The organism is Actinomadura coerulea, from assembly GCF_014208105.1.
Taxonomy (GTDB): Bacteria; Actinomycetota; Actinomycetes; order Streptosporangiales; family Streptosporangiaceae; genus Spirillospora; species Spirillospora coerulea.
Genome location: NZ_JACHMQ010000001.1, coordinates 7,983,198 through 8,007,724 on the forward strand (window position 1 = coordinate 7,983,198; position 24,527 = coordinate 8,007,724).

Below are 24,527 nucleotides of genomic sequence, written 5' to 3' on the forward strand. Positions count from 1 at the left end.
AGGAGGGTCGTTGCAGCGCTACAGCATCGGCCCGACCTGGGAGACGGACCCGGAGAAGCTGCCGCTTCCCCGCGAGGATCTCCACCAGACGCCGGACGGCTTTTGGATTCCGAAGCCTACGCGTTCGCTCGGTTACGCCGGCCTGACGTGGGGACTGAAGAACGTTCTTCAGCCGGACGGACCGCGTAAGGGACTGCCGTTCAAGCCGACCGCGGAACAACTGCGGTTCATTCTGTGGTGGTACGCGGTCGACGCGAACGGACAGTTCGTCTACGTCTCCGGCATGTTCCAGCGGATGAAGGGTGCGGGCAAGGACCCGCTAGGCGCGTTCTTGTGCCTGCTGGAGTTGCTCGGACCTTGCCGCTTCGGCGGGTGGAACGCGGATGGTACGCCGCGAGTGATCGCGCACAGCGCGCCCTGGGTCGCCGTTACCGCGGTCAGCGAGGAACAGACGCGCAACACGATGGGTCTCTTGGGCCCGATGCTTTCGGACGCTGCGCGGGAGAAGTACGGCGTTGACGCTGGGCAAAAGATCTGGCACACAACGGCCGGCATCCTCCAGGCGTTCGCGTCGTCGTTCCGGTCGCTGGAGGGTAAGCGCACGTCATTCGTGCTGATGAACGAAACTCACCACTGGGTTGCGGGCAACAGCGGACACAGCATGGCGGAGGTCATCGAGAACAACGGCGTGAAGTCGCGGGACGGTGCCGCGCGCACGCTCGCGATTACGAACGCGCATATCCCTGGTGAGGACAGCGTCGCTGAACGCATGTGGGATGGCTACCAGTCGTGGCTTGGCGGCCGGCTCGTCCAGGACGATCCGCCGTATCTGGTGGACAGTCTCCAGGCTCCGCCGGACACCGATCTAGCGGACGACGATTCGCTCCGCGCCGGCATCATCGCCGCGAGGGGCGACGCGGATTGGCTGGACGTGGACCGCGTGATGAAGGCGGTTCGTGACCCGCGTAAGCCGGTGTCGCAGTCTCGGCGGTATTTCCTCAATCAGGTGGTCGCCGCGGAGGACGCTTTCGTGTCGGCTCCGGAGTGGGACGCGATTGCCGCGGAGGGCAAGGCGGTTTCGCCGGAGGATGAGATCGTGATGTTCTTTGACGGCTCCGTGAACGATGACTCAACCGCCCTGGTGGGCTGCCGCGTGTCGGACGGCCACATTTTCTCGATCGCCGGTTGGGACTGTCCCGCGGGCCCTGCCGGTAATGACTGGCGGGTCGATAAGGGCGACGTGGACCGCATCGTTCGCGGTGCGCTGCAACACCGCAACGTCCTCGCGTTCTGGGGTGACGTCCTCCACTTCGAGGGACACCACGATGCGTGGGCGACGGAGTTCGGTCACAAGCTGTTGCTGTGGGCCCGCGAAGGGAAGTTCCGGCACGCAACCGCGTGGGACATGCGGCTGAATACGAAGCCGTTCACGGAGGCTTGCGAACGGTTCTATGCGGACGTCGGGGCGGGTGCGATCACGCACGACGGTGACCCCGCGTTGCGCCTCCACATGTTGAACGCGCGTCGCCGGCCGAACCGCTTCGGCGTGGGGATCGGCAAGGAGAATCGCGATTCCCCGCGGAAGGTCGACCGCGCTGTCTGCGCTGTGGGCGCGCACATGTTGCGGCGGATGCTGCTGGAGTCGGGCCGCATGGAGAAGCGGAAACAACCCGGCGTGTTGATCGCTTTCTGACGAAGGGAGGTAGCGGTGTGAAGAATTGGGCGGATGAGATGATCCGCGAGTTGGACGCGAGCCGCGCCGCTAACGGACACATCGGCCTAGTGCGCCGCTACCTCAAGGGTCAGCACAACATTCCGTACATGCCGAAGGACGCGACGGACGAGTACGCGGCGATTGCGCGGCAGGCCATTACGAATTGGTTGCCGCTGTTGTCCGGCACGTTCGCGGAACAGCTTTTCGTGGACGGGTACCGTTCCGGCCGCGCGGCTGTGAATGAGTCCGCCGCGTGGGACGTGTGGACGGCCAACAAGCTTCGCGCGCGTCAGGGGATTACACACCGCGGCGCGATCGACTACGGCGTTTCATACGTGGCGGTGGACGGGGACACGATCCGCACGCCGGCCGCGCGCAAGTGCTGGGCATGGTACGGCGACGACGAAGCGGAGTTTCCGCTTGCTGGCCTGGTGGAGATCGGGCAGCGCATCGCGTCCAGCGGCGAGTTCCTGACGCGCTATGAGTTCTGGCACGGCTCCAACGTCACCACGTACGAGCGGGTGTCCGGCCGGCGTATGGGCATCCCGGATGACCCTGGTAACCCGCTGGACGGACGGGATGTCCAGATCGGCGCGCTGAACGATGCGGGGACGCGGAAGCACGGGCGGGACTTCGTCCCCTGGGTGCGTTTCCGTGACCGCCTGGACGACGAAGCGCAAGGGCTGATCCGGCCGCTGATCAACCTACAGGACCGGATCAACGCGAGCGTCTTCTATCTGCTGATGGCGCTTCACTACGCGTCGTTCCGTCAGCGATGGGCGATCGGCCTTAGCATCCCGCGGGACAAGGAAGAGTTCTTGCCGCCGGACATGCCGGACGCACCTCTGAAACCAAACCCCAACTTTGGCAAGCCGATCGAGCCGTTTAAGGCGGCCGTCAATCGTCTTTGGCTGAGTGAGTCCGGGGATAGCAAGTTCGGCGATTTCCAGCAGACGGACGTTACCGGTCACCTCGCCGCGATTGAAGCCGCGATCAAGACGCTGGTAAGCATTGGCCGCGGGTCGCCGCTCATCATGGTCGGGGACCTCGCGAACATCGCGGTCGAAGGAATCGCCACGCTGAACGACTCGATGTACAAGCAACTCGGGGCGTTCAAGACGAACTTCGGCGATTCGTGGGATACGGTCCTGGACGTCCGGGGGGTGTCGTCTCCGGGCGCTTCGGTGCGGTGGCGGGACACGGAGCCGCGTTCGTTCGCGCAGATCGTTGACGGGCTGGTCAAGCTCCATCAGATCGGTGCGCCGGCCGAAGGGCTGTTTGAGCTGATTCCGGAGATCACGGATACGCAGCTTGAACAGTGGCGCACGCTGGCCGCGCGTCCGACTGACGCTGACCGCCTCGCTGACGCGATCACGCGTCAGGGCGTTCCGGCAGTCTGATGGCTCCGATCACGCCAACGGCGCGGATGGACAAGTACCGACGCGACCAAGCCGCGCTAGGCGGGAAGATCGAGACGCGCGCGGCGGTCCTGGTGGCGGCACGGTTGAACCCCGCGAACCCTGATCGGGGTTGGGCTTCGCTGCTGGCGGAGCTGATCGCGATCATCCGCGGGGGTCGCTCCGTGTCTGAGGCGCTCGCCATGGAGTTTTACCGCTACCTCCGCGAGGTGGAGGACGCGGCGGGAGAACCTCCGGACGGGCCGAACGTGCCGTTCCCGATGACTCCGGTTGTCGGGTCGATGATCTGGACGGGTCCGCGGCTGGCGAAGGCGAAGCTCCGGCGGGGCGAGAAGCCGCCGGAGATCGCCGCTTCGGTCGGTCGCGCGGTGGGCCGGTCCGCGATGCGTCACACCTTGAACGGCGGTAGGCGCGTCATTCAAGGTGCGGTGGAGGACGACGGTTCCGCGTGGGGTTGGGCCCGCGTGACGGACGCCGATCCGTGCGATTTCTGCCGGATGCTCGCGACGCGTGGGCCCGTGTACAAGAGTGCGCGGTTCGCGGGGCGGGTTGATCTTCACCGCTATCACGACGGGTGCGGCTGCAACGTCGTGCCGATTTTCAACGCTGCCGATCGGGCCGGACGGCGAGGACTGTCCGCCTAGCGCAGCACTTCACATCTGTTCCGGGCGCGCGTGGCGTGTCCGGCTTTCGGCGTGGGCAAGGGCTCCGCCGCGATTCCAGGGGGATCGATCTGTATGACCATGCCTGTTCCGCCTGCGCAGAACCCTGTTCCGGCTCCCGCTCCGGCGGACCCTGCTCCGGTTCCCACGCAGCCTCCGGCACCTGTTCCGGCTCCGGCTGCTCCGGCACCTGTTCCGGCTCCGGCTGCTCCGGCTCCGACGCCGGCTCCCGCTCCGGCGGACAACGCTCCCAAGTGGGACGGTCCGTTCGACCCGGAGCGCGCGGCGCGTCTGGTGGAGAACCTGCGCGGCGACGTGCAGTCCACGAAGGACGCGCTTGCCGCTGCGCAGGCGAAGGTCGCGCAGTACGAGCAGGCGCAGATGTCCGATCAGGAGAAGACGGCGCAGGCGCTTTCGGCGACGGAGACGCAGCTTGCGGAGACCTACCGCGAGCTTGCCGCGTTGCGGCACAGCCTTCCCGCGGACCTCGCGGAGTTCCTGACCGCGACGAAGCCGGAGGAGATCGACGCGCAGGCCAAGCGGCTTGCGGAGCGTATCCCCGCGCAGCCGTCCACGGCCTCCGCTCCGACTCTGCCTCCGACCCTGCCCGTTCCGGGCAACGGCTCCGACCCTGCCGCAACGGGTCAGCTCACGCGCGAGCAGTTCGACGCACTGACTCCGCCGCAACGAATGGCCGCGTACCGCGAGGGGCGTACGCGGGACATCGGCGGCCGGTAACCGTTCCGCGCTGATTGGAATCGCGGCGGAACTCACACTTCGAGAAAGGGCCCGCTGTGGCTATCACCAACTTCATTCCCACTCTGTGGGACGCCGGCCTGATGACCAGCTTCCGGGAGCAGACGATCGCCGCTGGTCTCGTGAACCGGCAGTACGAGGGCACCCTCACCAGGGGCGCGAAGGTCACGATCAACACCGCCGGTGACATCGTGATCAAGGACTACAAGACGGGTGCCGTCGACAACGGCTCCGGCGGGACTGTCGGCCGGACCACGAAGCCGGACGCGATCTCCACGACCAGCGTCGACCTGGTCATCGATCAGGAGAAGTCGTTCGACTTTCAGATCGATGACATCGACCGCGCGCAGGCTGCCGGCTCGCTGGAGGTCTACACGCAGGGTGCGGGTACTTCGCTCGCGGAGGACGCGGACAAGTTCATCCTCGCCATGATGGCGACGAACACCGCGACCGCTCACAAGCTGACCGGTACCGCGGCGACCGACCTGAGCGGGAACGACGCGTTCAACGCGATCCGCACCATGCGGAAGACGCTGAACAAGGCCAAGGTTCCGCAGGGTGGCCGCGTGCTGTTCGTGAACGCGGAGTTCGAGCACACCCTTCTGGGCGCTGACTCGAAGCTGACCAGCGTGGACGTGTCCGGCTCGCCGGAGGGTCTCCGGAACGCCGCGCTGGGTGGCCTGCTGGGCTTCACGATCTACAGCACGGAGAACCTGCCGGAGCTGACCAAGCCGTTCGCGATGGCCGCGTACCTGCCCTCGGTGTGCTTCGTCTCGCAGGTCACGGAGACCGAAGCCATGCGCGCTCAGGACACCTTCGCTGACCGGCTCCGCGGGCTGCACGTGTACGGCGGGAAGGTGCTGCGCGCCGGCATCGGCCTCACCTCGTACACCTACACCAAGACGGCCTAGTCATGCCGCTGGTGAAGGGCCCCAACGGGGCGGTGTTCGACCTCCCGGAGGCGATCGCTTCCGGGTTGGTCGGGTCCCACGACGGGGGTTACGAGTACGTGTCGGACGCTCCGGAGGAGGTGAAGCCGGATGCTGCTAGCAAGCGTCGCGCAACTGGAGGCGCGTCTAGGGCTGCCGGTCGGAAGCCTCGCGGCGGAGGATCTAGCGCGGGCGACGGCGGTTCTTGAGGACGCTTCGGCGATCATCCTGACGATCGGTAAGCCGACGTGGACGGACGTGACGATCCCGGAGGTTGCCCGCGTGGTTGTCCTCCGGCTCGCGCGCCGCATGTGGGACAACCCGGAGGGTCTCAGCTATGAGGCCATGGGCGACCACACGTGGAGCCGTGCGGCTGCTGGGGTGCTGCTGACGCAGGACGAGCAGGATCTTGTGACCGGCGCGGCCGGCTTCGCGTCCGGCGTGTACAGCGTGGGGACGCCGGGGGTGTGGTCGTGAGTGTTCTCGCGATGCTCCGGGATCGCCGCGAGGTGTTCCGCCCGACGCGCGTGAGTGACGGGATGGGCGGGGGCTCCACCACGTTCGTGAAGGTCGGGACCGTGCGTTGCAAGGTCGATCTTCCCGGAGCGGAGGAGAGGGAGTCCGCGGACCAGTGGGGGGCGGAGCACACGCACAGTGTGTTCTTGCTCCCGTCCGCGGACGTCCGCCGCGGTGACGAGCTTCGCGGGGGCGATCTCGTCTTGCGCGTCTTGACCGTGGTGTGTCCGTCCAGTCCCCGTTACCGCAAGGCGCGGTGTAGCGCCGTTCAGCCGAAGGGGTGAGGGCATGGCGCGCGTGACGATGCGCATCGACAACCGCGAGCTTCGCCGCATCTCCCGCCGGCTGGACGAAGTGCCGGAGCGGATCAAGCAAGGTGCGCACGCCGCGGTGGAGGAGTCGGGCGAGGCTGTCCGCTCCGCCACTGAACGCACGGTAGGCGTGCACAGCGGCCGGCTTAAACGCCGCGTGCGCATGAAGTTGCTTGGGCGCATGGGCCTGACCGCGGACGTCGGATGGTTCGACTCCGACACGTATTACGCGCGGTTCCCGGAGCTGGGCACGTCCAGCATCACCGCGAATCCCGTGCTGACGCGCGCAGCGGAGGCGGAGCGTCCGGTGTTCCCGCGGCGCGTTCAGCGCCACATAGAGGACGCGCTATGACGGAGGCTCCGTACGCCGCGCTGACTCCCGTTCAGGCCGCGGTGTACGCGGCGCTGACGAGTGACCTACTGCTGACGGACATGATCACGGGCGTCTTCGATGACGTGCCGGAGGACGTGGTCCGTCCCTATGTGGCGTTCGGGGAATCCACGGAAACCCCGGACAACGCGCACGGGCAGTTCGGCCGCGAAACGGTTCTGACGCTCGACATCTGGTCTGAGTACGGCGGGTTCGCGGAGGCGAACGCAATCGCCTTCCGCTTGAACGAATTGCTGGATCAACAGCCGCTAGTGATTACCGGCTGCCGGCACGTGTACACCGCCTTCGAATTCGCGGCGACTTTCAGGGACCCCGATAAGCCGGACCTTCGGCACGCATTCACAAGGTTCCGCATCGTGACAAGTAAGGAGTGACCCATGTCGGGTCTCAATGCTTTCGGTACTCAGCTCAAGCGGGGCGACGGTGCCGGTACCGAGGTGTTCGCCGCGATCGCGAACGTGACCAGCATCAGCGGTCCGGAGCTGTCGCGGGAGACGATCGACGTCACCGCGCACGACAGTGTGGACGCCTGGATGGAGTTCGTGGGCGGACTCAAGGACGGCGGGGAAATCTCGCTGGACGTCAACTACGACCCTGCGGAGCATGACGTCCTGGTCGGCGACTTCGATGACGACGACCCGCGGAACTACCAGCTTGCGTTTCCGGTCACGCCGGCTGTCGTCTGGTCGGTCAAGGCGCTGCTGACCGGCTTCTCCAGCGAAGCGCCGTATGACGACAAGCTGGCCGCTTCGATCACTCTCAAGGTCAGCGGCAAGCCGACGATCGGCACCGGAGCCTAGGCGCTCCCTTTCTCTCCTCCCCTTTCCTGCTCGTCCTGTAGAGAGGTAGTCACGTGGCTGTCCTGGGTAACGCTGACGTTCTGGCCGCGATTGCGGCGACCCCGTCCATTGCGACGGACGAAGTGGAGTGCCCGGAGCTGGGCGGGTCGGTCCTGGTCCGGGAGATGTCGGGCACGGTCCGCAACCGCCTGGAAGCTGCGTTCGCCGCGATCAGCGAGGGCAACGACGGCGGGGCGATGGACAAGGTGATGACCGCGCTCATCTCGGCGTGTGTCGTGGACGCGTCCGGCCGGCCGTTCATCACGGGCGACATGGCGGGGCGGCTGGTGAAGAACCACCCGCGCGCCGCGTTCCGCATCCGTGACGCCGTCGTGAAGCTCTCCGGCACGTCGGAGGACGACGTTAAGGAACTCGAAGAGTCTTTCGGGTAAGGCCGGAGCGCGCCTTTCACTTCCGCCTAGCGATCACGCTGGGGATGCCCGTTTCGGAATTGCTGGAACGGGTGTCCTCGCGTGAGCTTTCGGAATGGATGGCGTATGAGCGTGTGGCGGGTCCGCTGGGGTTCGACCGCGCTGACGTTCAATCGGCCATCGTGGCTGCGACGGTGGCGAACGCTAACCGTGGTAAGGGCAAACCGTTGACCCCTGCGGACTTCGTTCCGAAGTGGGACCGGAAGCCTAAGCAGACCGTAGAGGAAATGGTCCAACTCGCCTACGCGCTGAACGCGGCTTTTGGCGGATCGGTGGTCAACGCGGGGGGCGACGATGGCGCTGCTGAGTAACTTGATTGTGCGCATCGGGGCGAATGCGGATGGTGTTCGCCGCGGTGTGAACAGGGCGAACCGTGAGCTTCGCCGGATGCGGGACCAGGCGGACCGGATCGGCCGGCAGATGGGCCGGTCCGGTAGCGACGGTGGGCGCGAGTTCGGCGAGAACTTTTGGCGCGACGCTAACGGCCGGCTGCACGATGCGCGCGGACGGTTCGTCCGTGCGGGTGGGGGACTAGGCGACGACGCCGGCCGCGGGTTCATGGGCGGGTTCGGCAGGATCTTGCGGAAGATGTTCGGGAAGCTCCCGGACGTGATGCGGGCAGCCGCGCCTATCGCCGCGGTCGGGTCCGCGTTGATCACCGCGATTCCGTTGCTGCTGTCTGCGGGCCCCGCGGTCGCGAGCTTCGTTAGCGCGGTGTTGGCCGCGTCGCCCGCGCTGCTGGGCATGGCTGCCGCGGGGTTCATCGTCAAGAAGTCCTTCGCTGCGATCTTCGCGGAGGGGTCCGCGGCGCGTAAGGCGCTCGCGGGTCTGGGCGAGATGTTCAACAAGGCCGCGGAGGCTGGCAGTCGTGCGGCTGCGCGGGGGGTGGCTCCGCTGGTGGCGCAACTCCGCAAGGTCGCACAGCCGATCGTGACGCGGTACATGGAGGGGTTGGGCCGCGCGGCGAACCGCGTGCAAACGGATTTCCTCCGGTGGGCGAAGACGGCGGATGGCCTGCGCACGCTCCGCGGGATTCTCGGACCGATCTCGTCGTCGCTGGAGGGTCTCGCGCCGCACGTGTCGAAGCTCGCGATCAGCTTCGTGCGGATGCTCGGGCGGATCATGGGCGTGTCGACCGCGCTGGGGTCGCGGGGTCTCGCGGGTGCGCTGGATTGGCTGTCCTCGAAGATGGACGCGGTCAACGCCGGCACGGTCGAAGGTGGCCTAGCGCAGCTTTGGGTGACCGCCGTAAAGGTGTCCAACGCAATCCAAGTCGTGTCCGGTTGGATTGGCAAGCTCGTCCAGGCGTACAAGATGTACACCACGCAATTCGGACTTGTGGCTGACGCGCTGTCCGTGGTGGCGATGGTGTTCGGCGGTCCGATCGTGACCGCGATTGCTGCGGCCGGCCTGATCATTCGCCATTTCGATCAGGTGAAGGCCGGTTGGGAAAAGCTTAAGGCCGCGTTTCAGGGCGACGGTTCCGGCGGTCCGATCGGCCGCGCGCTGCAAGATCTGAAGGCCGCGGGCGCGATCGTGCTTCCGGCGCTGATGACGATGTTCCAGCAGGTCAAGAACGTTGTTTGGCCTGTCCTCCAGGACATCGGCTCCATGATCAAGAACGATCTTATTCCGACGTTCGCGGAATTGCTGCGGGCTGCCGCGCCATTCGTTGCGTGGCTGATCGGTGTTTTGGGTCCCGTGGTCGCCCGCACTTTTCAGAGCATAGCGGAAATCGTGAAGGGCGCGCTGAACATCATCATCGGCGTGATGAAAGTCGCGATCGCGATTTTCTCCGGCGACTGGTCGAAGGCGTGGGAGGGTATTAAGCAGATCTGCCGCGGAGCCGGACAAATCGTCCTCGCCGTGTTCAAGTGGCTAGGTTCTGCGCTGGTCGCTATCTGGCGTCTCCACCTCGGCTACCTGTCCAAGATCTGGGGACAGATCAAGTCGACTGCGACACAGGGCGCGCGAGGCGCGGTGGACGGTACGGCAAACGCGTTCCGCGCCGGCGTAGGCAAGGTGCGCGGCGCAGTGTCCGCGATCAAGAACGCGGTTGTCGGGTTCTTCCGCGGCGCGGCTTCGTGGCTGGTCGGAGCCGGACGCGACGTCGTCCGCGGTCTGGTCAACGGTATTACCGGCATGGCGGGTTGGGCCGCGGATGCTGCCCGTCGTCTCGCGTCGAACGCGATCAACGCAGCGAAGGGCGCGCTGGGTATCCACTCGCCTTCGCGGGTGTTCGCGCAGATCGGTAAGTTCGTCGGGCATGGCTTCGTCCAGGGCTTGACGGGCACGGAGTCTAAGATCCAGTCGACGGTCACGCGGATGGCGAAGCTGATCGCGTCGGCTTTCAAGGGCCGCGCGACGCGGACCGACGACCGGCTGATCAAGCGTCTCCAGGCCGCGAACGTGAAGCTTCGCGGGTTGGCGCGTGAGCGCGCGAGCATCGCCGCGAAGATGAAGGCTGCGGCGCAGATGGCTGCGGAGGTGTCGCAGCAGGCGCGGGAGTTCGCGTCGGTGTCCGCGGTGAGTAGCGCCGCGGACGGTAAGCCGATGGACGCCGGCCGCCTCGCGGGAATGTTGAACACGCGGCTTGCGGTTCTCCGCAGGTTCCAGGCGAGTATCAAGACGCTCGCGAAGCGTGGGCTGTCTAAGGATCTGCTCGGGCAGGTTATCGGCATGGGCCCGGAGCAGGGCGCGGCGCTCGCGGATGCGTTGTCGCGTTCGTCTGCGGGGTCTCTCAAGGGACTCAACAAGGTCAATTCGGAGATCCTCCGGACGTCCAAGAGCCTCGGGCTAACCAGCGCGGACGCCATGTACGACTCCGGCAAGCGTGCTGGTCAGGGGTTCCTTACGGGACTCAAGGCGCAACAGGGCGCGATCCTGAAGATGATGACCGCGATTGCGCGTCAGGCCGCGTCCGCGGTCCGCAAGGCGTTGGGTATCCATTCGCCTTCGCGGGTCATGGCGGAACTCGGAACCATGACCATGGCGGGGTTCGCGGAGGGTGTGAAGACGTTCACGCCGGCCGTCCAGGGCGCGGTTCGTGCGGCGACGGACGTGGGCGATATCGCGGTTCCGCGGGGTGTGACCTCTGCGGGTGCCGGCGGTGGAGCTGCGGCGACGATCGTCCTCAAGTCGGGCGGGTCACAGCTTGACGATGCGCTGGTGGAGATCCTCCGCAAGGCGATCAACGATCGCGGCGGCGACGTCCAGACGGTTCTAGGTAGGTGAGTGAGCGGGTCCGCTGTGTCCGGTACACGGCGGGCCCTTACCTTTAGGGGGTTCCCGTATGGGAGTGTTCGCGACGCGCACCCGCGTTGAGCTGAATCTCGGCGGGACGTGGACGGACGTGACGTCCCGCGTGTACGAACGGGACCCGATCACGATCACGCGGGGAACCTCCGCTAACGGCTCGTCGCCGGACCCGTCGCGGTTGACGCTGACGATGGACAACCGTGACGGCGTGTTGTCTCCGCGCAATCCGGTCTCGCCGTACTTCGGCAAGCTGGGTCGCAACACTCCCATTCGGTTGTCGCTCCCGTACGGCTCGACGTCGATGCTGACGCTGCCTACGCAGGACGGCTATGCGGAGTGCCCGGATTCTGCCGCGCTGGACATCACGGGCGACCTGGACGTCCGCGTCGAGGTGGAGGCGGATTCGTGGGACCGCGGCGACATCGTGGGGAAGTACATCTTCACGGGCGCGGAACAGCGGTCATGGCTGTTGTGGACCGACGACGGTGTCCCCACGTTTTCGTGGACTACGGCCGGCACGTTCGCGTCGCGCGTCAACGCGACCGCGTCCACGCGGTTGCCGTTCCGTCGTGGCCGCGGAGCTGTCCGGGCGACGCTGGACGTGGACAACGGCGCGTCCGGCTGGTCGGTGCGGTTCTACACGGCGTCGACTCTCGCGGGTCCGTGGACTCAACTCGGGACCACGGTCACGGGAGCCGGCGTCACGTCGATCTTCGCGAGCACTTCGCCTCTCCAGCTAGGGGACGCGTTCCCTGGAGACATGGCGGTGTCCGGCCGGTATGCCGGCCTGGAGGTCCGCAACGGGATCGACGGTCCCGTGGTCGCAAACCCGAACTTCGCTGCGGCGACGCCGGGCGCGAAGACGTTGACGGACTCCGCGGGGAACGTGTGGACGCTGCGCGCACAGGCGGAGATCACTGACCGCGCGTACCGCTTCCACGGTGAGGTGGCGGAGTGGCCGCAGTCGTGGGACACCGCGGGGAAGGACCGGTACGTCAGCGTGTCCGCGTTCGGTATCCGCCGCCGGCTGTCGAGCAACTCACCTCCGATCCGTTCCTCGATGTTCCGCCGGCATACGGCGCTCACGGAACAGCACGTGATCGGGTATTGGCCGCTGGAGGACGGGAAGGGTTCGGAGGCGTTCGCGGCTGCGTCGCCGGGGACGCTGCCCGCGCTGTACTACGGGTCCCCGGATCTTGCTGCGTCGAATGAGTGGACCGCGTCTGACGCGCTGCCCGTCCTGGAGAGCGGCATGGTGTACGCGCGGGTCCGTGCGTACGCCGCGACGGGTGAGTCCGTTGTCCGCTGTTTCATGTGGGTTCAGGAAGCGCCGGCTGCGGAGACGTCGCTGTGTTGGATCGACACGACGGGCACGCACAGCTTCGAAGTCAAGATGGACGCCTTCGGGGCGTTCCGGATCATCGTCCGGAACCGTACCGGGGACGTCGTGACGACCACGGGCGCGATCTCATTCGACATGGTGACCCGCGGACTGACGATGTTCCAGGTGGAGCTATCGCAGCAGGGGACCGGCGTTAAGTGGCGGGTCCGGGTGCTGGACTTCGCGGAGACTGACCGCGTCGGGCAGGGCGTCAGCGGTCCGTTCTGGGAGGACACGGTCCCGTCCGCGACGCTGGGGACGATCTACCGCGTGTACCTCGCCCGTGACAAGGCGGTGGGTAAGACGGTGGTGGGGCACCTCGCGGTCGCTGATTCGCTCGCGGGGTTCACGGGGGTTCTGAATGCCACGTACGCGTGGAACGGGGAGGTGCCGTCCGATCGGATCGTGAGGCTGTGCAGCGAAGAGGGCATTCCGTGTCTCCAGCTCACGCGCGGCCGGTACTACGAACCTAACCCGGTACGGATGGGGGACCAGCTTCCCGGAGCGTTCACGGATCTACTGGACGAAGCCGCGGACGCTGATCAAGGGATGCTGTTCGAGACGCGGGATTTGCCCGCGTTCGCGTACCGGTTCCGCCCAACGCTGGTCAACCAAACTCCCGCGGTGACGTTGGACTACTCGGCGGGGGAGATTGCCGCGGACCTCGCGCCGGTTGACGATGACTCGGCGCTGGTGAACGACGTCACGGTCACCCGCGTTGCGGGTAGCGCGCTCCGCTTGACGCAGACGACGGGCCCTCTGTCGACGGCTACGCCTCCGGCGGGTGTGGGCGTGTACGCGGTGGACGCGCAGTTGTCGCTAGAGAACGACGGGATGCTCCGCGACGCGGCCGGCTGGAGGCTGACGCTCGGGCAGGTGGACGAAGCGCGGTATCCGCGGCTGACGGTTGCGCTGCATTCGCCGCGGCTGTCCCTGGAGAAGCGCAAGGCGCTGCTGACGCTGGACATGGGTGACCGCCTGGACATCACGAACATCGGCGGTGGGATGCCCGCGGAGGACGCGACACAGCTTGTGCTCGGGTACACGGAGACGATCCGGTTGAAAGAGCATTCGCTTGTGTTCAACCTGACTCCGGAGTCGCCTTACCGCGCCGCGGTGGTGGACGACGGGTCCGCGGGTCGGGTGGACGCGTCGGGGTCTGTGCTCGCTGCTCCGGCTCCGACCGCTCCGCCGTACGCGGGTGTCGCGAAAACGTACGTGAACGGCACGACGGTTCCGGTCCCGCTGCCTCCAGGCGATCACGTCACTGTGTGCCTGGTATGGAACACGACGGCAACGATCACGATGGTTCCGGCCGGCTGGACGCTGCGGGGTTCGCTGACCGCGTCCAGCTCTAAGGCTGCGGTGTACACCGCGGCTGCCGGCGTGGCGGATTCGACGTTCGTGTTCAGTGCGTCCAGCAAGTGCAGCGTGATCGCGGTTGGCCACAACAGTGCGACGTACGTGAGCATGACGTCCCTGTTGGACGCCGGCACGGACGCTGTGCACGAGGCTCCGGCGTACACGGTGTCAACTGCTCCGGTTGCGCTGCTCCGGTTCTACTGGGAGAAGTCGTCAACCGCGTCGTCCTGGACGAAGAACGATCCGGCGGCGACTGTGCGCGCAACACAGTTCGGGGTTGGCAGTGGCGCTGTCTCGCTGTTGGCAACTGGTCAGTCAGTGTCAACCGCGGGGACGGTGCCTGTGGCAACCGCGACGTCCGATCTGTCAACCGGTCAGGCCGGCGGGTTTACGGTTGCGCTCGCGTCAACGGCGGGGGTCCCGACCGATTACACCTCAGTGTCAACCGCGCTGGCTGTGACGCCGGGCGATGGCAACCGCGGGTGGACTGTCAACCCGGCTGACCTCCCGTTCGATGTCATGTGCGCTGGTGAGCGGATGACAGTGACCGCGGTCAGCGGGTCACCCGGAGGCCCGCAGGTGTTGACAGCTGTGCGCAGTGTCAACGGCATCGTAAAGCCGCTCCCCGTGGGGGCGGAGGTCCGGGTGTTCACTCCGGCCATCGCTACGTATTGACGGTTTGCGGAGGGTGTACACCGCGAGGTTTGCGGGTGTGCACCCTCCGCCGTAGGGGGTTACACATGGCGTCCACTTCGGATGACCAGCTTTACACCGCGCTGATGGAAGTAACCCGCGAGTTGTCACGTGTGGCAACTCTGCTGGAGACGCTTGTTAACAACGACGCGGACAAGGAGAACCGGCTCCGCGTGGTGGAGCAGTGGGTGGCGCGCGTTCCGGTGGATCAGGAGAAGCGACTCCGGGCGCTTGAAACCTGGGTGAACAGGTTGCCCGCCACGCTGTTCGCGGCGATCGCAGGCGCGGCCGGCACCGTATACACGGTCGCCGCGAAGATGACAGGGAAGGGGTGAACGTGGCTCCCGCTAAGGGCACTGCCGCGGCGATGATCGCTGAGGCGATCTCGCATGACGGCACTCTGGAGACGCCAACCAATCACACGGAGTTCGGCCGCGAGTTCGGTTGGGACGGCGTCGCGTGGTGTCACATCTTCCTGTCGGTGTGCGCACGCCGCTCCGGCTGCGGGGAGATGATCCCGTGGACCGCCGGCTGTTGGACCGGCGTCGACTGGTTCCGTGACCGCGGGCAGTTCTTCCGCCGCGGCGCGAAGACTCCGCGTGCCGGCGACATTGTGTACTACGGCGCGTCCGGTGGGGATCACGTCGGTCTGGTGACCGCGGTCCACGACGGCCGGATCTACACGTGCGAGGGCAACACCTCGCGCGGCGACGGCTACAACCCCTCGGGCGGTGGCGTCCACCGCAAGTCGTGGCCGCTGACGAACTCCCGGATCTACGGCTATGGACGTCCCGCGTACAAGAGCGCGGCGACGGAGGAGGACGACATGCCCAACCTCTATGTCTCGCTCGGGTCGACCTGGTCCCGCACGGTGAAGGCCGGCGCGGACACCGTGTACCTCGGGTGGGACCGCGAGTACGCGGACGCTACCCACGAGCACGGCAACACGGGCGTGTACCCCACCGTTCTGATGACCCCTTCGCGGTACGTCGCGACGGTGGGCGTTGCGGTCGATGGCCTGCCCGCGGGCGGGTCCGGGTGGATTCGGTTCGTGGAGGTGGCGGACACGAAGAACAAGGCGGGGGAGTTCCCGATCAAGGAAGCCGATCCGCTGCACACGGTTCACGGGCTCGCGGATGGTGGCCGCGTCCACGTGTCGCTGACGAACGCGGACACGATCGGCAAGGGCCGCCGGCTCCGCGTCCAGATGGGCGGGTTCACGCATGACGTGGTCGTGCGCCCCGCAACGATCAAGATCCACGGGTGGAAGGTGTGACCATGGGTGTGCACAGCAGGCCGGACGTGACGGTGCCGGATGGCGTCCTGGAGGACGAGCGGATGGACGTCCTCGCGCGGGACGTGTGGGAGGACTTCGCTCCGGATCGGCGTCTGTCACCCGCGACGGTTGCGCGCGTGAAGCGTGCGGGCGCGTCGCTCGCGTCGGGTCTCGCGGTGGCGGTGGCGCTCGCGGTGTGGCCTGCGGTGAAGTCGCAGGTTCTCGCGGGGACCGTCGACTACCCGACGCTGTTCGAGTCGGTTCGTGTGGCGGGCATGGCTGCGGCCGGCGCGTACCTGACGAGCCGGCTGCGTCGGAAGTAGCGCGAACACCTCGGGCCCTCCGGAGCCATAACGGGACTAACACACAGTCCCAACTCTGGAGGGCCCATGCGCGTCCCTGAACTACCGCTCCCGGACGATGTGCCGGAGCTGCCGGCCGGATGCTTCTACCGCGTGAAGCGGGAAGACCTGGTGTCCATCGGTCCGCGCTTCACGGTGGAGATCCGCCGGCAGGGCAAGCGGTTCTCGCACGCGGTGTACGGCACGGAGACGCGCATCGTCCTGGACAAGGACAGCGACCCGGAGGTCGCGGTGCGGCAGGCGTGCCGGTCCGCGGTCGCCGAGATGACGATCCGCGAACAGGAACGCGCGGTGTGGCGCGGCGCTGACCGCTACGTGGGCGACCACGGGCGGGAGGCATCGTGAACGACATCGCTCTCATGGGCCGCGCCGGAGCAGGCAAGGACACCGCGGCGGCGGAGCTGGTGGCGCGGCACGGGTACGCGCGGGTGGCGTTCGCGGACCCGTTGAAAGCGATGGCGCTCGCGGTCGATCCGTGGATCGAATGCGGCTGCTACGAACGCCGGCGGCTCACGGAGATCGTGAACGCGGAAGGATGGGACTCCGCGAAGCGGAACAGCCCGGAGGTTCGCCGCTTCCTCCAGCGTCTCGGCCTGGAGGGTGCCCGCGCGACGTTCGGCGAGAACGCGTGGCTACTGCTGGCGCTCCGCGAGATCGGCGCGCACCGCGAAGCTGGCCGGCCTGTTGTCGTGACGGACGTCCGGTTCCGCAACGAGTGGGGCACGCTGTGGAACCTCGGCTTCACCACGGTATGGGTCGACCGACCCGGCATCGAGGACGGCAAGCACGCATCGGAGGCGGAGCTGTCCGCGTCCGACGCGGACTTCCGCATCACCAACGACGGTGACCCCGCGAGGCTGTACGAGCAACTCACTCGCATCGCCTCAAACAGATACGAGTATCCGTAAGACGAAGGGCCCGATGGCGTCTGCTGTCGGGCCCTTTTTTGTGTCCGCGGGGAGGCCACTAGCAGGCGCGTCGCGGCGTCTTGGCTGGTCGGACCGGTGTGCAACATTTGCTAGCGCGGGAGAGACAACCTGTACACGGGGACTGTATGTTACATCTCGGCATGGCAAAGACACCGCGACGGAGGGGACCCGCGCAGATGGCACGCAAAGCCGCAGAACGAACATCCGACACTGACGACGGCACCGTGTTGGAGGGTGTGACCACCTGGACGCCGGAGCAACTCCGCGCGGACCCGGAGCGCCTCGCGAAGCTACTCAAGGCGAAGGACGGGACCCCCGGTAAGGACGTCGCGGTACGCCTCCAGGCGGAGGCGGAGCGGGAGAAGACGGCCGCGCCGCTGGTCGCGGAGGGGGTGAAGCTCGCGAAGGAATGGAACCGCGCGTACAACCGGGCGGGCGGTGTCACCCGGAAACTCGCGGAGGTCCTCGTACGGCTGCGGCTGCTGTACACCGATCCCGCGGACGAGACGAAGCCGGATATGGCTGGCCGTTCCTCGGAGTACAAAGCCGCGGCGGCTGCGATCTATGACCGCGCCGGCTTCGATGCCGCACGCAAGTCCAGTATGCAAGCGGTAGTGCGACATCACGTGTCCATTGTGCGACGCGAGGTGATGGTTAACGAACTGGGAATGACGGATGAAGACTTCGCTTTCTACGGCTTGAACCCTGTTGACCGCAACGCGCTCCGCCGTGGCAGCAAGCTACCTCCGCTGCGGCTGGACACCTCCGATCCCGCGAACGTGTACATAGGCATTGCGCAGTATGCGCGCAAGGCGCTGGACGTGCACGCGGACGGAGCGACGCCGGCCGAGTTGCCGGAGGAGAAGCGGGATGAGTACCGCGCGGCGCTGGAGGCGGTCCGTGCGCGTGCGGAGGAGCTTCTAGAAGAACTCGGCGCGGACTGACCGCGGCCACCACGGCAACCCCCGGACCCCGACCGGTCCGGGGTTTTCTTTTGCCCACCGCTAGGAACGCTGTGCGCACAGTCGATCACTGTAGGTGTGCAATGTAGAAATGTAGGTTTGAACGTAGATCTGGTATTAGCCCTAACGCGTTAGAGAGAAACCTAGATTTACGTTCAAACCTACATTCCTACATCGGGCCGTCCGGCGGACGTCGTCGCCGCTGACCGCGGCCACCACGGCAACCCCCGGACCCCGACCGGTCCGGGGTTTTCTTTTGCCCACCGCTAGGAACGCTGTGCGCACAGTCGATCACTGTAGGTGTGCAATGTAGAAATGTAGGTTTGAACGTAGATCTGGTATTAGCCCTAACGCGTTAGAGAGAAACCTAGATTTACGTTCAAACCTACATTCCTACATCGGGCCGTCCGGCGGACGTCGTCGCCGCTGACCGCGAACACCTGACCGCGATGGGAGCCACAACTACCCCGTAGGTGTCGATGCGGGAGGTTGCGGCGTGGGAAACGTCAACACGATCAAACGTGGCGGGAGTCGGTTCTATGTGGAGCCGACGTCCGGTCACAAGGCTCCGGGCGTGACGTCGATCATCTCGATGCTTCCGAAGCCGTTCTTGCAGTACTGGTCCGCGCGGAAGACTGCGGAGGCTGCGGCCGACAACCTGGACGTCGTCAACGCGCTCGCGGAGCGGGACCGTGACGCGCTGGTGGACTTCCTGAAGGCCGCCCCGACGCGGTACACGAAGTCGCGTCAGAACCTCGGTACGGCTGCGCATGACATGTTCGAGCGGCAGATCAGGGGCGAGGACGTTCGCCGCGTGGGGCCCGATCTCGCGCCGTACAAGCGGCACTTCGCGGAGTTCCTCGACCGTGTTCAGCCGGAACTGATCAGCGCGGAAGACGTCATGTGGTCCGACGCGCACGACTACGCCGGCAGCTCCGACGTCATCATGCGGATCACGGACCCTGAGACGGGTCTCCCGGAGATCGTGATCGGAGACTGGAAGACGAGCAAGGACACGTATCCGGACGTCTCCCTCCAGCTCACCGCGTACAAGAACGCGGACCGGATCATTTCGGCGGACGGTTCGTCGCGTCCGATGCCAGCGATTCAGGCCGGCGCGGTTCTGCACGTGACGGATGAGCGGTGGGCGTTGAAGCCGGTGGAGGTGTCGGACCGCGTGTTCGGCGTCTTCCTCGCGCTGCGTCAGGTGTTCGACTGGGACCGGCAGATGTCCAAGGAAGTGATCGGCAAGGCGATCGAGTCGGGCGGCCGGCTGGAGTCGGGCACGGAGCGGAGGGCGAAGTGACGTACGCGCTGCTGGTCTGGCTGGTCATCGGGGCGATCTCGTCCGCGGTCACCACGGTCCGCACGTCGGAGCCGGCGAAGTCCGCGGGGTTCCTGGTGAACGCGGCGACGAACGCGGGGTTCGCCGCGTACGTGGCGGTGGTGTGGCTGTGAAGCTCTACCTCGCGAAGCGCATCACGGGCGGAGGGTACGACACGCACGCCGGGATGGTGATCCGGGCGGAGTCGTACGGGGACGCGCGCCGGCTGCTGAACGACGCGCTGTACTCCAGTGAGCAGGACGGCGACTGGAGGATCGCGCGCGTCCGCGAGGAAGGTTCGCGCGGCGTGATCCTGAAGGACTTCTGTGCGGGATGACCGCGAACACCCCTTCACCCTGGGAGCCATAACTCCCCTGTAGGGGGTTCCGTGCGGGTCCGCTGTGTACTGCTCACAGCGGACCCGTTCGTGTTCCTGAGTACCCATTCAGGGAGTTGTCAGGACATGTCCAGACTTCGCATCTTCGAGACTGACCCCGACGCGAAGCCGAAGCCGCGGGAGGGTTCGGACATCGTCGGCCGGTTCCGGTCCGGGATGATGGACGGGCGCACGCCGGTCAGCCTGTCGGAGTGGCGCGTCACCACGGGCGACCCGGACGTCGCCGCGTACGTCGCGGAGAAGTTCGGCGGGTCGCCGGAGGAGTGGGAGACGGAGTCGGAGGAGAACCTCCAGGTGCTCACGTCCGCGAGCAAGGTCCGCGTGATCATCGACGGCCCGGACGCGATCAGCTCCGACATGCGGCTGTACGGCATGAACGGGCAGATCATCCATCACTGTGACGGGGTCGAGTACCTGTCGCCGGAGGAGGACGCGGGGGAGCCGTGCGGCTGCCCGAAGCTGTTCGCGGAGCGGAAGGCGCTCGCGAAGTCGGGCCGCGGTCCGAAGCCGGCGACCCGCATCGTCTTCACCCTCGCGGACGCTCCGCATCTCGGCAAGTTCGCCATGGGCTCCGGGAGCTGGGACCTGGTCCGCGTCCTGCACGAGTACGAGAACAAGATCGAGGACGTCCGCGACGACCACGACGGCGCGTCCGCGCTGTGCACGCTCGCCCTGGAGAACGTGGAGTTCGTTCCGAAGGGCGGGCCCATGAAGGGCAAGACGGTCTCGTACATGAAGCCGACCCTGACCGTCCACGGTCCTGCCGCGAAGGATGCGGCGGAGGGTACCGTCACCGTCTGACATTTCCGCTGTAAACCCCGGACTGACGCGCGTGTGTCGTCCGGGGTTTACGTACTTTCCTCGTAAAGTTGAGGGTTAAATCGTGACCGGAAATGCAATATCATCAGTCGCGCAGGCGGGGCTACTGGCTCCGTCTGTCGGAGAACGTAACTCCGCAGCCAAGCTGACGGCTGCGAAGGTGCGGGCGATCCGGGACGCTCACGCGGCGGGGGGTCGCTTGGCGGATCTCGCCCGCGCGTTCGACGTGTCTGACCGCACCGCGCGGCACATCGTCCGCGGTACGTCCTGGACGCACGTGCAGTAGGGGACAAAGGGGTACCCGTACATGAAGATCACGCAGATGGAGCCGGCCGATCCTGAGGACATCATCGTTCGGATGACGCGCGAGGACGCGCGGATGCTCGCCGCGCTCGCGGATCTGCCCGCGTGGCACCGTCAGCCGGCGGAGGTCGCGAAGTTCTGCGGCGCGCTCCACGCGGCGATGGTCGCGAAGCTGGGCGAACCGATCTACGCGGACAGCGTCGGCTTCACTCCCCACACGTCGGTCACAGAGGACTGACGCTCCCACAAGTACCCCGCTCAGGGCCCGATCTACTCCGGTAGGTCGGGCCCTTTTGCGTTCCAGGAAAGAGGCAGACATGGCGATGACCGCGTGGGACAACGGCGGAGTTCAGGTCTCCCAACACTCCGCGCGCCGGCCTGGTCAGGTGGCCGCGCTGGGCAAGGGCGACGCGATCAGCGTGCATCGCTCCGCGTTGCTGCGCTCGGATTGGGCCGCGATGTCGCAAGCCCTGGGGACCGCGTTCGCCCGCGGCGCTGAGGTCCACATGTACGGGGGTAGCCACGATGGCTAACCCCAACAAGCGCAAGGGAACCGCGTGGGAGTCGGCCGTCGTGACGTTCCTCCGCGGACGGCTCGCGGGTGCGGGTCTCGCCGGCCTGGACGACATCCGCCGGCAGGTACAGATGGGCCGCGCGGACATAGGGGACGTGCACGCCGCGCCGTTCGTGCTGGAGTGCAAGAACACCGCGCAGCTCACGTTGTCCGCGTTCGTGGACCAGGCGAACCGCGAGGCACGGAACGCGCAGCTTGACGCGGACATGCACGGTACCGCCGGCCGCCGGTACTTCGGCGTCGCGGTGGTGAAGCGGCGCGGCAAGGGGACCGGCGACGGGTACGCGGTCATGGACCTGGAGACGTTCGCTCGCGTCCTCGCGGTGATCCGCGCGAACAGTGACCGGACACGGGAGCCATAACGCCTCCGTAGGCGCAATCTACGGAGGGTCGTACATGGAGTTCTCCCGGTTTCTCGACAAGTTCCCGGAGGTCCGGGAGGACACGGGCGGGTATCTGGTCCCCTGCCCTGCGCACGAAGACGGCCGGCCGTCGCTCTTTCTCACGCTGAAAGAGGACGGCCGGCTGCTCGTCTACTGCCGCGCCGGCTGCGAGCAGGACGACGTACTGTCCGCGCTGGACATGACGACGTCGGACCTGTTCGGCTGGACGTCGGGCGGGGCGGCGACCGTCAAGGGCGGGACGTCCGTTCCGGCCGCCGGTCCGGGGGAGGTGGCCGCGCTGCGCGTGTGGCTTGACCGCACGGTCGCGGAGTGGTCCATGTGGGACCCCGGAACGCAGTCCGCGGAGACCCTTCTCCTGGTGGAGGAAGGCGAGTCGTACCTGATCCGCCGCTTCGGCCTGGACGTTGCGACCGCGGAGCGGCTCGGTATCGGGCTGTCTCCCGTCAACAACGCGGACCCGTTCCCCTTCCTCTCGCCGCGGTTCCGCACGTACCCGCGGCTGGTCGTTCCGCTGTGTGACTTCGATGGTGTCGCCCGCGGAGCGCAGGGACGTGACCTCTCCGGCAAGTGCGAAGCGCGGTGGGTGTCCCTCGCGAACAGCCGCGGGGACGGACTCCAGCCGGTCACGTGGGCGAAGTGGGGAGTCCTCCAGGGCGACGGCGGATACGACGCGGTGATCATCACGGAGGGCCCGTCCGACGCGCTGACCGTGGTGGGTGTCGGGTACACGGCGGTCGCGATCCGCGGCGCGTCGATCGTCCGTGACCCCGCGGTCGCGGATGACCTCGCGAACGGGCTGCGTGGCAAGCACGTGCTCATTGCGGGCGACCGCGACACGGCGGGGGAGAAGTTCGTCCGGACGCTGGGTGACGCGCTGATGGCGCGGGGTCTCCAGCCGCACCGCCTGACGATCCCGCGTGCGGGCGAGGACGTCACCGCGTGGCGCGAGCGCATCCCGGAGGTGTTCCCGGACGCGTTCCATGAGGCGGTGCGCGCTGCGTCGCCGCTTGCTCCGCCGCGCGAGGCCGCTCGCGAGGAACGCGGGCGGGAGATGGACCGCGCGACGGGAACGGACACGGTCAGCCGGCAGGACGGCGAGGCAGCGGCGGAGCTGTTGGCCGCGCTGATGGAGCGCTACGGGTACAGCGACGCGTGCCGCGCTCACGCGCTGGTGGCGTTCGCGGACGGGCGGATCAAGCACGCGTCCGGGCTTGGGTTCTACGTGTGGACGGGCCGCGTGTGGGAGCAGTCGGAGATGCGGGTCCGTCAGGAGATTCACCGCATGGGCGCTGCGCTCGCGCTCGCGGGGAAGACGGACGAAGCGAAGGGGTTCCTGAACACCCGCGCGATTGACGACATGATGACGGAGCTGCGCGCGGTTCCCGCGGTCGCTGTCCAGGCGCGCGAGTTCGACGCGCGGCCGGAGCTGTTGTCGTTCAGGAACGGGACGTGCAATCTGCGGACGGGCGCGTTCAGCGACCACGACCCGCGCGACATGCTGACGCGGTACATCGATCGGGACTACGTTCCGTCCGCGTCGTGCCCGCGGTGGGAGTCGTTCCTGCGGGAGATCTTCCCAACCCATCCGGAGCTTGCGGACTACATGCGGCGACTCGTCGGGTACGGGATCACGGGCGCGACGGACGAGCAGGCGTTCACGGTTCTGTGGGGGCAGGGCGCGAACGGCAAGAGCGTGCTGACGGACACGCTGACGGACGTCTTCCGGGAGATCAGCACCACCACCCCCTTCGCCACCTTCGAGGAGAAGCCGTCCGGCGGCATCCCCAACGACCTCGCCGCGTTGCGCGGGGCCCGGCTGGTGATGGCGTCGGAGGGCGAGTCCGGCCGGCCGATGGCGGAGGCGGTTCTCAAGCGGGTCACGGGCGCGGACATGATCTCCGCCCGGTTCCTCCGCCGCGAATTCTTCGAGTTCAAGCCGGCGTTCCTGCTCATGCTCGCGACCAACCACAAGCCTCGCTTTAAGGGGCAGGACGCCGGCCTATGGCGACGCGTGAAGCTGGTGGAGTTCGCCCGCTACTTCGCACCGCACGAACGGGACCACACGCTGACCGCGACGCTCCGCGCGGAGTCCGCGGGGATCATCGCGTGGGCTGTGCGCGGTGCGCGCGAGTGGTACGCGGACGGACTCCAGGACCCGGACGTGATCCGCGAGGCGACACGCGAGTACCGGGAGACGAGCGATCCCCTCGCCGGCTTCCTCGGTGACGTCCTGGTCGTGACGCAGGACGACGCGCACTCCGTCCCGTTGGGCGACGCGTTCAACGCCTACCTCGAATGGTGCGAGGCGGAGAACTTGGCGCAGCGGGAGCGCTGGACGAAGCGCAAGTTTGCGGCGGCTATGGAGGAACGCGGCGCAGTCCGTCACCGCGTGGCGAAGGGCATGGCGTTGGTCGGTGTCCGCGAGGTGGAAGATTCCGCGAACACTTCGCCGGACGGGAGCCACAACGAAGGGGAGGGTCGCCGGATCTTCGAGTAACTGACGACTGCGCGGGGCG

28 protein-coding genes are annotated in these 24,527 nt (G+C 66.8%); all 28 read left to right on the top strand.

What is annotated here, in order from left to right; translation table 11 throughout:
- The first annotated feature begins 10 nt into the window (after positions 1–10).
- The 28 genes from BKA00_RS37095 to BKA00_RS37230 all read left to right on the top strand — a co-directional run bounded on the left by BKA00_RS37095 (position 11) and on the right by BKA00_RS37230 (position 24,508).
- A complete protein-coding gene (locus BKA00_RS37095; protein ID WP_185033089.1) occupies positions 11–1,693 on the top strand; it encodes a terminase in 1,683 nt (560 codons plus the stop codon).
- A gap of 17 nt (positions 1,694–1,710) precedes the next feature.
- Positions 1,711–3,114 carry a phage portal protein gene (locus tag BKA00_RS37100; protein WP_185033091.1) on the top strand — a complete coding sequence of 468 codons (1,404 nt, stop codon included), beginning with the start codon at positions 1,711–1,713 and terminating at the stop codon, positions 3,112–3,114.
- Positions 3,114–3,776: a VG15 protein gene (locus BKA00_RS37105; protein WP_185033094.1), complete on the top strand. Its 663-nt coding sequence runs from the start codon at positions 3,114–3,116 to the stop codon at positions 3,774–3,776. The genes BKA00_RS37100 and BKA00_RS37105 overlap by 1 nt, the downstream gene beginning before the upstream one ends.
- Positions 3,777–4,088: 312 nt before the next feature.
- Entirely contained in the window at positions 4,089–4,532 is a 444-nt protein-coding gene (locus tag BKA00_RS37110; RefSeq protein WP_185033096.1) for a hypothetical protein, read from the top strand.
- Positions 4,533–4,588: 56 nt separating this feature from the next.
- The gene (locus BKA00_RS37115) at positions 4,589–5,461 is read left to right on the top strand and encodes a major capsid protein (protein ID WP_185033098.1); all 873 of its coding nucleotides are present in this window, start codon (positions 4,589–4,591) and stop codon (positions 5,459–5,461) included.
- A 129-nt stretch (positions 5,462–5,590) separates the two neighbouring features.
- Positions 5,591–5,956, top strand: a complete 366-nt coding sequence (locus BKA00_RS37120; RefSeq protein ID WP_185033100.1) for a hypothetical protein — start codon at positions 5,591–5,593, stop codon at positions 5,954–5,956.
- Between the two features lie 11 nt (positions 5,957–5,967).
- Positions 5,968–6,279, top strand: a complete 312-nt coding sequence (locus BKA00_RS40970) for a phage head completion protein (protein WP_185035335.1) — start codon at positions 5,968–5,970, stop codon at positions 6,277–6,279.
- 4 nt (positions 6,280–6,283) lie between these two features.
- A complete protein-coding gene (locus BKA00_RS37130) occupies positions 6,284–6,658 on the top strand; it encodes an HK97 gp10 family phage protein (RefSeq protein WP_185033102.1) in 375 nt (124 codons plus the stop codon).
- Positions 6,655–7,071, top strand: a complete 417-nt coding sequence (locus BKA00_RS37135; RefSeq protein ID WP_185033104.1) for a DUF3168 domain-containing protein — start codon at positions 6,655–6,657, stop codon at positions 7,069–7,071. Before BKA00_RS37130 ends, BKA00_RS37135 begins: the two co-directional genes overlap by 4 nt.
- A gap of 3 nt (positions 7,072–7,074) precedes the next feature.
- On the top strand, positions 7,075–7,497 hold the full coding sequence (locus tag BKA00_RS37140; protein ID WP_185033106.1) for a phage tail tube protein: 423 nt from the start codon (positions 7,075–7,077) through the stop codon (positions 7,495–7,497).
- A 53-nt stretch (positions 7,498–7,550) separates the two neighbouring features.
- Complete coding sequence (locus BKA00_RS37145; RefSeq protein WP_185033108.1) at positions 7,551–7,928, top strand: hypothetical protein; 378 nt, start codon at positions 7,551–7,553, stop codon at positions 7,926–7,928.
- A 44-nt stretch (positions 7,929–7,972) separates the two neighbouring features.
- Complete coding sequence (locus tag BKA00_RS37150; protein WP_185033110.1) at positions 7,973–8,278, top strand: phage tail assembly protein T; 306 nt, start codon at positions 7,973–7,975, stop codon at positions 8,276–8,278.
- Complete coding sequence (locus tag BKA00_RS37155) at positions 8,262–11,201, top strand: phage tail protein (protein WP_185033112.1); 2,940 nt, start codon at positions 8,262–8,264, stop codon at positions 11,199–11,201. The genes BKA00_RS37150 and BKA00_RS37155 overlap by 17 nt, the downstream gene beginning before the upstream one ends.
- A gap of 58 nt (positions 11,202–11,259) precedes the next feature.
- Entirely contained in the window at positions 11,260–14,643 is a 3,384-nt protein-coding gene (locus BKA00_RS37160) for a hypothetical protein (RefSeq protein WP_185033114.1), read from the top strand.
- Between the two features lie 65 nt (positions 14,644–14,708).
- Complete coding sequence (locus BKA00_RS37165; RefSeq protein WP_185033116.1) at positions 14,709–14,996, top strand: hypothetical protein; 288 nt, start codon at positions 14,709–14,711, stop codon at positions 14,994–14,996.
- 2 nt (positions 14,997–14,998) lie between these two features.
- The gene (locus tag BKA00_RS37170; RefSeq protein ID WP_185033118.1) at positions 14,999–15,937 is read left to right on the top strand and encodes a CHAP domain-containing protein; all 939 of its coding nucleotides are present in this window, start codon (positions 14,999–15,001) and stop codon (positions 15,935–15,937) included.
- Between the two features lie 2 nt (positions 15,938–15,939).
- A complete protein-coding gene (locus BKA00_RS37175) occupies positions 15,940–16,260 on the top strand; it encodes a hypothetical protein (protein ID WP_185033120.1) in 321 nt (106 codons plus the stop codon).
- A 66-nt stretch (positions 16,261–16,326) separates the two neighbouring features.
- Positions 16,327–16,644, top strand: a complete 318-nt coding sequence (locus tag BKA00_RS37180; RefSeq protein WP_185033122.1) for a hypothetical protein — start codon at positions 16,327–16,329, stop codon at positions 16,642–16,644.
- Positions 16,641–17,207: a deoxynucleotide monophosphate kinase family protein gene (locus BKA00_RS37185; protein ID WP_185033125.1), complete on the top strand. Its 567-nt coding sequence runs from the start codon at positions 16,641–16,643 to the stop codon at positions 17,205–17,207. The genes BKA00_RS37180 and BKA00_RS37185 overlap by 4 nt, the downstream gene beginning before the upstream one ends.
- Before the next feature lie 197 nt (positions 17,208–17,404).
- Complete coding sequence (locus BKA00_RS37190) at positions 17,405–18,172, top strand: hypothetical protein (RefSeq protein WP_185033127.1); 768 nt, start codon at positions 17,405–17,407, stop codon at positions 18,170–18,172.
- Positions 18,173–18,731: 559 nt separating this feature from the next.
- The gene (locus tag BKA00_RS37195; protein ID WP_221493451.1) at positions 18,732–19,496 is read left to right on the top strand and encodes a hypothetical protein; all 765 of its coding nucleotides are present in this window, start codon (positions 18,732–18,734) and stop codon (positions 19,494–19,496) included.
- Positions 19,493–19,648, top strand: coding sequence for a hypothetical protein (locus tag BKA00_RS37200; protein WP_185033131.1), 156 nt, complete (start codon positions 19,493–19,495; stop codon positions 19,646–19,648). Before BKA00_RS37195 ends, BKA00_RS37200 begins: the two co-directional genes overlap by 4 nt.
- Positions 19,645–19,851 (top strand): hypothetical protein, encoded by a 207-nt coding sequence (locus BKA00_RS37205; RefSeq protein WP_185033133.1) that lies wholly within the window; start codon positions 19,645–19,647, stop codon positions 19,849–19,851. Before BKA00_RS37200 ends, BKA00_RS37205 begins: the two co-directional genes overlap by 4 nt.
- Before the next feature lie 126 nt (positions 19,852–19,977).
- Positions 19,978–20,712, top strand: a complete 735-nt coding sequence (locus BKA00_RS37210; RefSeq protein ID WP_185033135.1) for a recombination directionality factor — start codon at positions 19,978–19,980, stop codon at positions 20,710–20,712.
- Between the two features lie 325 nt (positions 20,713–21,037).
- Entirely contained in the window at positions 21,038–21,271 is a 234-nt protein-coding gene (locus tag BKA00_RS37215; RefSeq protein ID WP_185033137.1) for a hypothetical protein, read from the top strand.
- Positions 21,272–21,350: 79 nt separating this feature from the next.
- Positions 21,351–21,566 (top strand): hypothetical protein, encoded by a 216-nt coding sequence (locus BKA00_RS37220; RefSeq protein WP_185033139.1) that lies wholly within the window; start codon positions 21,351–21,353, stop codon positions 21,564–21,566.
- A complete protein-coding gene (locus BKA00_RS37225; RefSeq protein ID WP_185033141.1) occupies positions 21,559–21,969 on the top strand; it encodes a hypothetical protein in 411 nt (136 codons plus the stop codon). Before BKA00_RS37220 ends, BKA00_RS37225 begins: the two co-directional genes overlap by 8 nt.
- Before the next feature lie 34 nt (positions 21,970–22,003).
- Positions 22,004–24,508, top strand: a complete 2,505-nt coding sequence (locus BKA00_RS37230) for a phage/plasmid primase, P4 family (RefSeq protein ID WP_185033143.1) — start codon at positions 22,004–22,006, stop codon at positions 24,506–24,508.
- Positions 24,509–24,527: the final 19 nt, after the last annotated feature.